This window comes from Pseudarthrobacter sp. efr-133-R2A-89 (genome assembly GCF_030209315.1).
Taxonomy (GTDB): domain Bacteria; phylum Actinomycetota; class Actinomycetes; order Actinomycetales; family Micrococcaceae; genus Arthrobacter.
In genome coordinates, this window is record NZ_JARVSE010000004.1 from 175,774 (window position 1) to 188,208 (window position 12,435).

Annotated in this window: 12 protein-coding genes; 8 read left to right on the plus strand and 4 right to left on the minus strand. The window is 67.9% G+C overall.

Translation table 11 applies throughout. The features are described from left to right. Positions 1-132 precede the first annotated feature (132 nt). Together QRM95_RS08520 and QRM95_RS08525 are read left to right on the plus strand one after the other, a co-directional pair. Complete coding sequence (locus QRM95_RS08520; protein WP_285247358.1) at positions 133-927, plus strand: 3-hydroxyacyl-CoA dehydrogenase; 795 nt, start codon at positions 133-135, stop codon at positions 925-927. Beyond that, positions 924-2,132, plus strand: coding sequence for an acyl-CoA dehydrogenase family protein (locus tag QRM95_RS08525; protein WP_285247359.1), 1,209 nt, complete (start codon positions 924-926; stop codon positions 2,130-2,132). Before QRM95_RS08520 ends, QRM95_RS08525 begins: the two co-directional genes overlap by 4 nt. Before the next feature lie 15 nt (positions 2,133-2,147). On the opposite strand, the gene QRM95_RS08530 is transcribed toward QRM95_RS08525, so the two are convergent. Beyond that, positions 2,148-2,972, minus strand: coding sequence for a DUF1684 domain-containing protein (locus QRM95_RS08530; protein ID WP_285247360.1), 825 nt, complete (start codon positions 2,970-2,972; stop codon positions 2,148-2,150). A gap of 191 nt (positions 2,973-3,163) precedes the next feature. Here QRM95_RS08530 and ppc point away from each other — a divergent pair, with 191 nt between their 5' ends. Next, positions 3,164-5,971: a phosphoenolpyruvate carboxylase gene (gene ppc, locus QRM95_RS08535; RefSeq protein ID WP_285247361.1), complete on the plus strand. Its 2,808-nt coding sequence runs from the start codon at positions 3,164-3,166 to the stop codon at positions 5,969-5,971. A 216-nt stretch (positions 5,972-6,187) separates the two neighbouring features. Further along, the gene (locus tag QRM95_RS08540) at positions 6,188-6,493 is read left to right on the plus strand and encodes a hypothetical protein (protein ID WP_285247362.1); all 306 of its coding nucleotides are present in this window, start codon (positions 6,188-6,190) and stop codon (positions 6,491-6,493) included. Here QRM95_RS08540 and QRM95_RS08545 read toward each other — a convergent pair. Continuing rightward, on the minus strand, positions 6,490-7,113 hold the full coding sequence (locus tag QRM95_RS08545; RefSeq protein ID WP_043424487.1) for a DedA family protein: 624 nt from the start codon (positions 7,111-7,113) through the stop codon (positions 6,490-6,492). The genes QRM95_RS08540 and QRM95_RS08545 overlap by 4 nt on opposite strands. Positions 7,114-7,233: 120 nt before the next feature. Between QRM95_RS08545 and QRM95_RS08550 the strand changes: the two genes are divergently transcribed. After that, the gene (locus QRM95_RS08550) at positions 7,234-7,764 is read left to right on the plus strand and encodes an O-acetyl-ADP-ribose deacetylase (RefSeq protein WP_285247363.1); all 531 of its coding nucleotides are present in this window, start codon (positions 7,234-7,236) and stop codon (positions 7,762-7,764) included. Here the strand turns inward: QRM95_RS08550 and QRM95_RS08555 are convergent. Next, the gene (locus tag QRM95_RS08555; RefSeq protein WP_285247473.1) at positions 7,736-8,716 is read right to left on the minus strand and encodes an RluA family pseudouridine synthase; all 981 of its coding nucleotides are present in this window, start codon (positions 8,714-8,716) and stop codon (positions 7,736-7,738) included. The genes QRM95_RS08550 and QRM95_RS08555 overlap by 29 nt on opposite strands. Positions 8,717-8,828: 112 nt before the next feature. On the opposite strand from QRM95_RS08555, the gene QRM95_RS08560 reads away from it, so the two are divergent. Together QRM95_RS08560 and QRM95_RS08565 are read left to right on the plus strand one after the other, a co-directional pair. Next, a complete protein-coding gene (locus tag QRM95_RS08560; RefSeq protein WP_133831084.1) occupies positions 8,829-9,464 on the plus strand; it encodes a winged helix-turn-helix domain-containing protein in 636 nt (211 codons plus the stop codon). Continuing rightward, complete coding sequence (locus tag QRM95_RS08565; RefSeq protein WP_285247364.1) at positions 9,461-10,153, plus strand: SRPBCC family protein; 693 nt, start codon at positions 9,461-9,463, stop codon at positions 10,151-10,153. The genes QRM95_RS08560 and QRM95_RS08565 overlap by 4 nt, the downstream gene beginning before the upstream one ends. 120 nt (positions 10,154-10,273) lie before the next feature. Here QRM95_RS08565 and yczR read toward each other — a convergent pair whose 3' ends face one another. After that, entirely contained in the window at positions 10,274-11,752 is a 1,479-nt protein-coding gene (gene yczR, locus QRM95_RS08570; RefSeq protein WP_285247365.1) for a MocR-like transcription factor YczR, read from the minus strand. 61 nt (positions 11,753-11,813) lie between these two features. Here yczR and yczE point away from each other — a divergent pair, with 61 nt between their 5' ends. After that, positions 11,814-12,434 carry a membrane protein YczE gene (gene yczE / locus QRM95_RS08575; RefSeq protein ID WP_285247366.1) on the plus strand — a complete coding sequence of 207 codons (621 nt, stop codon included), beginning with the start codon at positions 11,814-11,816 and terminating at the stop codon, positions 12,432-12,434. The last annotated feature ends 1 nt before the right edge of the window (position 12,435 follow it).

The window sequence follows — 12,435 nt, forward strand, 5'->3', positions numbered from 1 at the left end:
GTCCACCCTAGCGGCGGTGCCGGGTCCTCGGCCCCGCGGGGTGGGTGCGGCGGCGCCGTATTTCAGTTAACATTCATTAACTGTTGCCCGAGGCCGCGCCACGGCCGGAGGCACGCGCATCAAGGAGGATGGATGGACATCAAAGGCAGCGTCGCCCTGGTCACAGGCGGGGCCTCCGGGCTGGGAGCGGCCACCGCACGCAGGTTGTTCGACGACGGCGCCTCGGTGGTGCTGCTGGACCTCGCCTCCTCGGACGGCCAGGCGGTGGCGGACGACCTCAACAGCCGTGCCCAGGCCGGGCAGTCCGCCGTCTTCGCCCCTGCGGACGTGACCAGCGAAGCCGAGGTGCGGGCCGCCGTCGCAACAGCCGCCGGGCTGGGCCCGCTGCGGATCGTGGTGAACTGCGCAGGAATTGCCACCCCCGGCAAGGTGCTGGGCCGTGATGGCGTCCTGCCGCTGGAAGCGTTCAGCCGCGTTGTCCAGGTCAACCTGGTGGGCACCTTCAACGTTCTGCGGCTGGCGGCCGAGGCCATGGTGGCCACCGAGCCCGTAACCACCTGGCTCGGCGGCCCCGAGCGCGGCGTCATCATCAACACGGCATCCGTGGCCGCCTTCGAAGGGCAGATCGGCCAGCCCGCCTACTCAGCCTCCAAGGGGGCCGTGGCGGCCATGACGCTGCCCATCGCCCGGGAACTGGCGCGCTCGCTGGTCCGGGTGGTCACCATCGCCCCGGGCATCTTCGAAACGCCCATGATGGCCGGCCTGCCGCAGGAGGCCCAGGACTCGCTGGGCGCGCAGGTACCGCACCCGTCCCGGCTGGGGAAGCCGGCGGAGTACGCCAACCTGGCGGCGCACATCGTGGACAACGCCATGTTGAACGGGGAGACCATCCGCTTGGACGGCGCCATCCGGATGGGGCCGCGATGAGTGCTCCGGACATCGCGGACCTGCCGGCGGCGGACTTCTTCGCCGTCGAATCCATGCTGGGCCCGGCCGAGCGCAACAAGCTGGCGGAGCTGCGGGACTTCCTGGCAGCCGAAGTGGCACCCTATGCCGGCGACTGGTGGAACAAGGCCGAGTTCCCTGCCCACATCCTGCCCAAACTGGCCGCCCTGGAACTGAGCACGCCGGCGCGCCGCGGCTACAGCAACCTTTTTGCCGGGCTGGTCATCGCGGAGATGACCCGCGTGGACACCTCCCTGGCCACGTTCTTCCTGGTCCACCACGACCTCTTCGTCGAATCCCTGCACGCCTTTGGCTCGGCGGACCAGAAGCGCAGGCTGCTGGCCGACGCCTCGGACCTGAGGATCACCGGTGCCTTCGCCCTCACCGAACCCCTGCACGGCTCCGACGTCGCCGGCGGCATGGAGACACGAGCCCGGCGGATCTCCTCCGACACCGGAGAAGCGGACGACGCCGGCGACACCTGGGTGCTCAACGGTGCCAAACGCTGGATCGGCAACGGGACGTTCTGCGACTACATGCTGGTCTGGGCGCGCGACGAAGCCGACGGTTCAGTCCGGGGCTTCATCGTGGACGCGGACCTGCCTGGCGTGAGCCGGAGCAAGATCGAGAACAAGATCGCCCTGCGGACCGTCCAGAACGCGGACATCGTCTTCAGCGACGTCCGGGTGCCGGAGGCGGACCGCTTCAGTGGCATCGGCAGCTTCGAGGACACCAAGGAGCTGCTGCGCAGTTCGCGGATCATGGTGGCCTGGCAGACGGTGGGCCAGCAGCTGGCGGCGTTCGACGTAGCCCGGCAGTACGCCGTGGAGCGGCACCAGTTCGGCCGGCCGCTGGCCCACTTCCAGCTGATCCAGCAACAGCTGGTGACCATGCTGGGCAACACCGTGGCCAGCATGGGAATGATGGCCGGGATCGCCAGGCTCCAGGACCAGGGCGCCGCGGGCATGCCGCAGGTGGCCCTGGCCAAGTCGTACCTCAGCGCCCGGATGCGCGAAACCGTGGCGCTGGGCAGGTCCATCCTTGGCGGCAACGGCATTGTCACCGACTACCGGATGGCCAAGATCTTCGCCGACGCCGAGGCCATCTACACCTACGAGGGCTCGTTCGAGGTCAACACCCTGATCGTGGGCCGGGCCATCACAGGGGTGTCAGCGTTCGGTGGTTGAGTCTGTCGAAACCGGTCACGCACCCGGGTAGGGCTGCTTCTCGCCTGCCTCCACGCGGATGTCCAGGCTGTTGTTCCTGACCGGCATCGGGCACGTGCCGTAGGGCGTGAAGGCGCTGGGGTAGTTGATGGCACGGTTGAAATCCAGCACCACGGAGCCGTCCGGGCGGGGCCGGGGCAGCGAGAGCTTCCGCCAGTCGTCCGTGGTGTCGCCGTTCGTTTCGTCGTGGAAGGTGACGGTCAGGGCACCCAGTTTCTCCTCCTCGGCCTGCAGCCGGAACTCGTGGCTGCTGCCGGGGAAGCCGAAGACCACCTCACCCACGCTGCGGTGCACACCGTCAACCAGCGGGTTGGCGGTTCCGATCGGAACGTCCACCGGCTCAGGGTAGGGCACGAACCGGCCGGTGACTTCCCACTCCGGGGTGTACGGATAGGTGGGGACGCCGTCGAACTCGGTGAACACCGGCGACGCCGAGTCCCGGGTGCGGATCGCGTATTTCCCGCCGCGCATCGCCAGTTCCACCACCACCTGGTTCCCGTCCGGCCCGCCGAACCGGACCCACATCAGCGACTCCTCGTCCGCAAGGACAGCGGACACGGTGCCGTCCACTTTTTCACCCGTCTCCACCAGCGTGAGCCCGTCCGCCGGGACCGCGGTGAGCACCGCCGTCGCGCCGTCCACGGACCAGAGGCCCGGGGCGAGGTCGACGCCGGCCGGTGAGTCCTCGAGCCATTGGAAAGAGGTAAGGGTGAGCCAGCCGTGCGGGGCTGCCAGCGCCTTGTCCCGGTTGGTGCGGAAGCGCTGCCAGCGCTCGAGCTTGGCTGCGGTGGTGGTGGACATGGTTCCTTCCGGTTGCGTCTGCCCACGCTACAACCACGGGTATTTCCTGTTCATTCCGCCGGTGGCGACATCTTTTGAGACGGATTCCACTGTGGCACCGGACCGGGGGTAGCATCTTTAGCTAGTAACGTGGCTCACAGTATCCAGCGCAGTGTACGAGCCAAGTCCGAAACCCTCGAAAGATTGCTTCCATGGCTCACACTGCCGCACATCCCGAAACAGACCTGGCCTCCGAACTGAGGGCAGACGTCCGCCGTGTTTCCACCCTCCTCGGCGAATCCCTGGTCCGCCAGCACGGCCCTGAACTCCTGGACCTCGTCGAACAGGTCCGGCTGCTGACCAAGGAATCCAAGGAAGCGGCGCGCGGCGGCGCGGACGCCACCGGCCCCTGGAGCGCGCACGACGTCGTCGCCCAGGTCCGCGAACTGCTCGGCTCCCTGCCGATCGAGCAGGCAACCGACCTGGTGCGCGCCTTCGCGTTCTACTTCCACCTGGCCAACGCCGCCGAGCAGGTCCATCGGGTCCGCGGCCTGCGCAACCGGGCGGAAAAGGACGGCTGGCTGGCCAAGACCGTCGCGGAGATCGCCGAGCAGGCGGGCCCGGACGTCCTGCAGGAAGTGGTCAACGGCCTGGACGTCCGCCCAATCTTCACCGCACACCCCACCGAAGCGTCCCGCCGTTCGGTCCTGGACAAGATCCGCAAGATCTCCGACGTCCTGTCCCGTTCCACGGCCGAGGGCTCAACGGCGCGGCGCAGGCAGGACAGGCAGCTGGCCGAGATCATCGACCAGATGTGGCAGACCGACGAACTGCGCCAGGTCCGGCCCACGCCCGTGGACGAGGCCCGCAACGCCATCTACTACCTGGGCGGCATCCTCACCGACGCCATGCCGCACATGCTGTCCGAACTCGCTGACCTCCTGGGCGAGCACGGCGTCAGCCTGGCTGCCAAGGACGCACCCATCCGGTTCGGTTCCTGGATCGGCGGTGACCGCGACGGCAACCCGAACGTCACCGCGGCCGTGACGCGGGAAATCCTCCAGATCCAAAACCAGAGCGCCATCCGCATCAGCATCGGCATGATCGATGAACTGATCTCCGTGCTGTCCAACTCCACGGCCCTGGCCGGTGCCGACCAAGCGCTCCTCGAATCAATTGATACGGACCTGAAGAACCTGCCGGGCCTGGACAAGCGGGTCCTGGAACTGAATGCGCAGGAGCCCTACCGGCTGAAGCTCACCTGCATCAAGGCCAAACTCATCAACACGGGCAAGCGGGTGGCCGTCAATTCGAACCACGAGCACGGGCGCGACTACAACGCCACCGATGAACTCATGGCCGACCTGCAGCTGCTGGAGCTCTCGCTCCGCAACCACTCGGCAGCCCTGGCCGCGGACGGTTCGCTGGCACGGGTGCGCCGCGCCATCGCCTCGTTCGGGCTGCACCTGGCCACGCTGGACATCCGCGAACACGCCGACCACCACCACGACGCCGTCGGCCAGCTGATGGACCGGATCGGCGGCCCCGGGCTGCGCTACGCGGAGCTGAGCCGTGAGGAACGTTTCGAGGTGCTGGGCTCCGAACTGGCGTCCCGCCGCCCGCTCTCCGGCCACCCGATCAAGCTCGACGGCGCCGCCGACGGCACGTACGACGTCTTCCGGGAGATCCGGCGGGCCTTGCGCATGTACGGGCCGGACGTCATCGAAACCTACATCATCTCCATGACCCGCGGCGCCGACGACGTCCTCGCCGCCGCCGTCCTGGCCCGCGAGGCCGGCCTGGTGAACCTGTTCGGCGACAAGCCTTACGCCAAGCTTGGCTTCGCGCCGCTGCTGGAAACGGTGGAGGAGCTGCGTGCCTCGGCCGAGATTGTGGACCAGCTGCTGTCCGATCCCTCCTACCGGGAACTGGTGCGGCTGCGCGGGGATGTCCAGGAAGTGATGCTGGGCTACTCGGACTCGAACAAGGAATCCGGCGTCATGACCAGCCAGTGGGAGATCCATAAGACCCAGCGCAAGCTGCGCGATATCGCGGCCAAGCACGGCGTCCGCGTCCGCCTGTTCCACGGCCGCGGCGGTTCCGTGGGCCGTGGCGGCGGACCCACGTATGACGCCATCCTGGCCCAGCCCAACGGTGTCCTGGAAGGCGAGATCAAGTTCACGGAACAGGGCGAGGTCATCTCGGACAAATACTCCCTGCCCGAACTGGCCCGGGAGAACCTGGAGCTCTCGCTCGCCGCGGTGCTGCAGGGTTCGGCCCTGCACCGCAACCCCAGGACCTCCGAGGACCAGCGGGAGCGTTACGGACACGTCATGGAATCCATCTCGGATGCCGCGTTCGACCGCTACCGCAAGCTGATCGACCACCCGGATCTGCCCGCCTACTTCATGGCGTCCACCCCGGTGGAGCAGCTCGGCTCGCTCAACATCGGCTCCCGCCCGTCCAAGCGTCCGGATTCGGGCGCGGGCCTCGGTGGCCTGCGCGCCATCCCATGGGTGTTCGGCTGGACGCAGTCGCGGCAGATCGTGCCGGGCTGGTTTGGCGTGGGCTCGGGGCTTAAGGCTGCCCGGGAAGCCGGTCACTCTGCCCAGCTGGTGGAGATGATGGATCACTGGAACTTCTTCCGGTCCGTGCTGTCCAACGTGGAGATGACCCTGGCCAAGACGGACATGGACATCGCCGGCTACTACGTGTCCACCCTGGTCCCGGAGGAACTGCACCACCTGTTCCGCACCATCCGGGAGGAGTACGAGCTCACGGTGGCCGAGGTCCGCAAGCTCACCGGCGAGGACATCCTCCTGGACGCCCAGCCCACGCTGAAGCGTTCCCTGGAGATCCGCGACCAGTACCTGGATCCCATCAGCTACCTGCAGGTTGAGCTGATGCGCCGTATCCGGACCGAGGCGGAGATCAGCGGGGCCGAGATCGACGAGCGCCTCCAGCGGGCCATGCTCATCACCGTGAACGGTGTTGCCGCAGGCCTGCGCAACACCGGCTAGGAACGCCCGCTACTTCCGGCGGCATTTCTTCCGACGCGCGCTCACCTCTTGCCGTTGGCATCCCAACGCGCGCTCACGTTTTGCGGTTCCAACCCAAACCCCCGCTCACTCTCTTGAAGAGAGTGAGCGGGGGTTTGGGTTTTGGGGGCAGGATGTGAGCGGGGGTTGGGGATTTGGGGGCAGGATGTGAGCGGGGGTTTGGATAGGGTGGAGGCCATGCCTTCTTTCCAGACCCGCCTCAAGATCACCGGGCTGCGGCCGGGGAATCCGCCGGAGTCCGTCATGGATGCCGCCGTGGAGGCGCTGGGCACCCGCCACCACGTGGAGGCGCACCAGCTGCAGATTGCCGGCGGAGTGCCGCAACTCAACCTTCGATTCCTTGTGGAAGCCACCGAGTACTCCGGTGAGAACCAGCAGGCGCTGGAGTCGGCAAGCATGATGCGCGACGCCGTCGAACGCGTTGCGCTGACAGGTGCGCTCACCGTGCTGCGGCGCAGCCGCGGCAAGTGGCTGCCCGTCTAGCCTGCGTCCGGAATGGGCTCGTCTTCCACCGGGGACCTGTCGCCGCGCCGCCGGGTGACGATCAGCCCCACGACGGCGCCGATCACCAGGCCCACCGCCACCCCGATGAGGGAACTGGCCCAGAACGGCAGCCGGGTGGTTGACCCCGTAAAGTACCCCAGCCCGACGAGCCAGCAGGCCCAGAGGACCGCCCCCAGCCCGGCGCACAGGCCGAACCCGCGCACGGAGACATTTGCGACCCCTGACGCTGCCGAGGTGGCCAGCCGGCCGCCGGGGATGAACCGGGCGCCGATGATGGTGCCATAGGTGGACGACCGACCCGCCTTGGCCAGTGCCGCATGGATGCCGGCGTGCACCCGTCGGCCCCATTTCCAGCGGTCCAGTACGTGGCTGAGCCGGCGGCGGAACAGGTGGAACACCACCATGTCGCCAATCCAGGATGCCAGGGCGGCGAGCACCAGGACGAGGAACACGTTGGCCCGGCCATCCGCGGACAATGCGCCGCCGGTAATCACCACCATCTCCGAAGGGATGGGCGGGAAAATGGCGTCGCCAACCACCAGCGGGATGACCCAGAAGTAGAGGGCCGCCCCCCAGCTGTCAGCGCTGCCGAAGTCCATTGCCACAAGGTACCGCACTTTTGCCGGGCCGGCGGTGCCTGTGACGGGCACCCACCTGGGGAGGAATACCTCCGCGGCCGTCCGTGCCCGGCACGCGTGGTGGAGTGGGAAACTGGCGGCATGCGGATCACGGTTTTGCAGGGCGACATAACGCAGCGGCGGGTGGATGCGGTGGTCAATGCCGCGAATTCGTCGCTGCTGGGCGGCGGGGGAGTGGACGGGGCGCTGCACCGGGCAGCCGGTCCGGAACTGTTGGCTGCGTGCCGTCAGTTGCGGGCAACGTACCTCCCGGACGGACTGCAGACCGGCGCCGCCGTGGCAACGGCCGGATTCCGGCTGCCGGCCCGCTGGGTCATCCATACGGTCGGCCCGAACCGGCATGCCGGGCAGACGAACCGGGCCCTCCTGGTGTCCTGCTTCAGCGAAAGCCTGCGTCTGGCGGACTCCCTGGGTGCCCGCGGACTGGCTTTCCCGGCGGTGGGTGCGGGCGCTTACGGCTGGGCGGCGGATGCCGTCGCCCAGGCGGCCTTGGACGCCGTGGCCGGGTTCCAGGCCCTGCACCTAGACAGCGACCTGGAGGTGGTGGAGTTCGTGCTCCACACGTCCGGGGTTGAAGAGGTGTTCAGGGACGTGTTCGGACAGCTTCGCTGAGGTCCAGGGCGCTGCGGTACTCTACTGGCCGGCCTGAGATCGGGTCGACGAACCGGATACCGCGGGCCAGCAGCTGCAGCGGTTTGGCGTAGTCGTCCGGGGCCTTGTCCAGCAGGTCAGGGTAGAAGGCGTCGTTGACGATCCCCAGTCCCAGCGAGGCCATGTGCACCCGCAGTTGGTGGGTCTTGCCGGTGTGCGGTTCCAGCCGGTACTTGGCAAGGCGGCGCCCGCCGGTGCCGCTGCCATCGCTGCCGGAGGCACGTGCCCGGCCGCCGGCGTCGAACGTTTCCAGCTGCTCTATCCTGGTTTCCGCGTTCGGCTCGCCGTCAATGACTTCCGCCAGCAGGTAGCTTCGGGATTTGGTCATCCGGTTGCGCACCACCACGGGAAATTCGACGGCGGGATGTCCCGGTGCGGGCTCCGCGGCGGAGACGCACTCGTACTCCTTCTGCACCTGCCGCTTCTCGAACAGCACCTGGTACTTGCCCCGGGTCTGCGGGTTGGTGGAGAAGAGCAGGACACCGGCGGTCATGCGGTCCAGCCGGTGCATGGGAATCAGGTCCGGCAGGTCCAGTTGGTTCCGCAGCCGGACCAGGGCGGACTCCTGGATGTAGGTGCCGCCCGGGGTGGTGGGGAGGAAGTGCGGTTTGTCCACCACCAGCAGGTGCTCGTCCTGGTGCAGGATGCTCAGTTCCACGGGCAGCCGGGTCTCCGGCGGCAGGGTGCGGTAGTACCAGATGAAGGTGTGGTCCTGGAGCGGGGTGCTGCGGTCCAGGGGGATGCCGCCCTCGCCCACGATCTCGCCAGCGTCGAACCGGTCCTCGATGCCCTGCGGATCGATGTGCCCCCAGCGGTGCATCATGTAGTCCATCGCGGTGTCCCAGGGGCCCTCGTCCGGGAGGCGCAGGCGGGTGGCGTTGACGCCGTCGCGCACGGGGAGGGGGGATTGCATCACCGGCCTATTCTACCGGGGCCCATGGCCGGCCGCCGGGCCCAGGATCCCGTGACCACCGACGACAAAAAAGTTCTTGACAATAAAAGTTGTCGGTAGCGAGAATGTTGGCATGCAGGAAATTGCAGTCATCGAGGACCCGGCCGCGGCCGAAGCGTCGCTGGACCCCATCCGCACCAGCATCCTGCGGGAGCTGGCCCGGCCCGGCTCCGCAACGCAGCTGGCGGTCCGGGTGGGCCTGCCCAGGCAAAAGGTCAACTATCACCTCAAGGCGCTGGAGCGGCATGGCCTGGTGGAGCTGGTGGAGGAGCGCCGCAAAGGGAACGTCACTGAGCGCGTGCTCCAGGCCACCGCAGCTTCCTACCTGATCTCACCGTCGGCGCTGGCCTCGATCTCGCCGGATCCACACCGTTTCTCAGACCGGTTCTCCGCATTCTGGCTGCTGGCGCTCGCCGGCCGGATGGTCCGGGAAGTGGGAAAACTGATAGCCGGTGCGGCCGCAGCCCGGCAGAAGCTGGCCACGTTCGCCATCGACGGCGAGATTACTTTCCGCACCGCCGCCGACCGTGCCGCCTTCGCCGAGGAGCTCGGCGTGGAGGTCACCCGGCTGGTGGACAAGTACCACGACGACGGGTCCCCACACGGGCGGCGGCACCGGCTGGTCGTGGCCCTGCACCCGGTCCTCAAAGAAACCAATGCCCCCAAAGCAACCAACGAATCCACTCCAGGCAAGGAACAGGACAAATGAACAACAAGCACACCTTTGAAATCGTCCACGACTCTGAGCTTCCCGGTACGCCAGAGCGGGTGTGGGAAGCCGTCACCGCCGGAACCCCGGCCTGGATGTTCCCCACGGACCAGTGGCCCGCCGTCAGGACCGTGGAAGAGTACCCCAGCCACCTGGTATCCAGGATGGAGGGCCCGGACGGCTGGTTCAACCAGCTGGAACACGTCCTGGAGCCGCTGGACGGCGGCCGTGCACGCCTGCACTACGTCCACAGCGGCATTTTCGCCGACAACTGGGATGAGCAGTACGACGGCGCCAGCCGCCACACCGAGTTCTACCTGCACACGCTGGGCCAATACCTGCAGTACTTCGACGGCCGTCCCGTGGTGTTCACCGACATTCAGGCTCCCGCGGCTTCGCAGGCACCGGACGGATTCGCCAAGCTGCGGGAAGCGCTGGGCCTGGGAACCGCCGGGCAGGGGGACAGCTTTGACATGGAGCTCGACGGCGTGGGGCGGCTGGCGGGCGAGGTGGACTTCTCGAACGAGCACTTCCTGGGCCTGCGCACCCAGGACGCCCTGTACCGGTTCTTCGGCCGCAACGCCTTCGGCGCCCCGGTGGGCATGACGGTTCACGATTTCGGCGGCGCCGGAGACTCCGAGACCACGGCCAAGGCGTGGGGTGGGTTCCTGGAACACGTGTACGCGTAGCCACGATTCCCTTTTAGCGCCCTGATCGCCGGAACGGTGCGGGACCGCCGTTCCGTTCCGGCGGTTACGCACACCTCCGGCGATTTCGGTGGCCCGGGTCAGGCGACGGCGGGTCCCGGGTCAGGCGATGGCGACGGCGGGGGCATGCGTCAGCGACCGGCGCAGCTGGGGAGCCGCGTCCAGCCGGTCCTGGGCGGCGCGGAGTCCCAGCACCGCCGCCTCCAGTTTGTCCGGCGCGAGCGTGAAGGGCAGGCGCAGGTTGCGTTCAAAGGCGCCGCCGATCCCAAACCTGGGGCCGGCCGCGAGCCTGATGCCGAATTCCGGTGCCAGGACGGTGAGCGCCGTGCTGATGGGGGCGGGAAGCCTGCACCAGACCGAGAGACCGCCGGCGGGAGGAGTCGTCTGCCAGGTGGGCAGGTGTTCCGCGAGCAGGCCGAGCAGGGTTGAGCGGTTGCCCCGCAGCGTCTGCAACAGCGCGGGCAGCGGCTCCTCGAGTGCCCGCACCAGGTGGGCTGCGGCCAGCTGCTCCATGACGGGGCCGCCCAGGTCCAGCGTGGTGCGTGCGGCGGCGAAGCGCTGGATCATCGGTTCGGAGGCTCGGATCCACCCGGTGCGCAGGCCGCCCCAATGCGACTTGCTCAGCGACCCGATCGATACGATTCCGCTGCCGAAGCCGGCCAGCGGGGTGGTGGCGATGCCGTCCAGGTTGAGGTCACGCAGCGTTTCATCCGCCACCAGCACTGTTCCGGATGCGGCCGCCGCGCGGGCCAGCAGGCGCCGTTGTTCGTCGGGCATGATCATCCCTGTGGGGTTGTGGAAGTCCGGCACCAGGTAGGCGAGCTTGGGCCGCTGCTGGACCAGGGCCGATTCGAGGGCCGGCAGGTCCCAGCCGGACTCGGCGAATGCCACCGGGACGGGGCGGCAGCGGGCGGAACGGATGGCATCCAGCGCGTGGGGATAGCTGGGGTGCTCCACCAGGATCCTGTCCTGCCGGTCGGCCAGGGTCCGGATGATGATGGTCAAGGCGTGCTGGGCTCCGGACGTAACCATGATCTGCCCCGGCTGTGTCGGCACACCGGCAGCCGTGTACCGGTCCGCAACGGCCTGGCGCAACGGCAGCAGCCCCAAGGCGTCGTAGCCAAACCCCGGCAACAGGGCCGGCAGCTCCGTCAGCGCTGCGGCAAAAGCCCGGTGCACCACTTCGCCGCTGGCGGGCAGTGCGGAATAGGCCAAATCGATCAGCCCTTCGGGGGCGGTCAGGCCCGGTGCCGCCAGCGGGGTCGCGGATTGGGGTTGCGGGCCAAATAGCGCCGGCCCGAACGGGGTCAGTTCGGGGATGCGGGTCTTGCCCCGGCTGCCTTGGCCGGTGCTCAGGAAGCCCTGGTCCCGGAGGGTGGCATACGCCGCCGTAACGGTTGTCCGGCTGACCCCGAGGACGGAGCTGAGCGAGCGCTCGCTGGGCAGGGCGGTATCCAGGGCAATTCGGCCGTCCAGGATCAGGAGCCGTACTACGTCCGCCAGCTCGCGGTAAGCCGGCCCCGCGCCGCTGTTCCACGGGCCGAGGAGGCGGGTCAAAGCCTGGGGAGTGAGGACAGCCATAGAGCCAGTATCTCAAACTGGCTATGTATTCCAATGCCAGTTGCGTGGAATGGTTGTTTTCATGATGACCCGCAGACTCCTCCAACTCTTCACCGGCCTGGCCATGTACGGCATTTCGCTGGCCATGTTCATCCGTGCCGGCCTGGGCCTGGACCCCTGGGATGTGTTCCACCAGGGCGTGGCCAACCGGACCGGTTTGAGCATCGGGGTGGTGGTTATCGTGGTGAGCTTCCTGGTGCTGCTCCTGTGGATTCCGTTGCGGCAGCGGCCAGGCTTCGGCACGCTGTGCAACGCGGTGCTTGTGGGAGTGTTCGCGGACATTGGACTGGCGTTGATCCCGCCGGTTTCCCTCCTGGCCGGCCAAATCGTCCTCCTCGGCGGGGCCATCGTGCTGAACGGCATCGCCTCCGCCTGCTACATCGGGGCACGTTTCGGGCCCGGCGCGCGGGATGGTTTGATGACCGGACTGGCCCGCCGGACCGGCTGGTCGGTCCGGCTGTCCCGCACCCTCATTGAGGTGACCGTGCTGGCCATCGGGTGGCTGCTCGGCGGCTCCGTGGGCGTGGGCACCGTGGTTTATGCCTTGGCCATCGGCCCCTTGGTCCATGTCCTGCTGCCGCGCTTCATGGTTCCTGCGGCACCGCCGAAAGCGGCAAGCAAGACGGCTCCCGCCAATTGCTGAG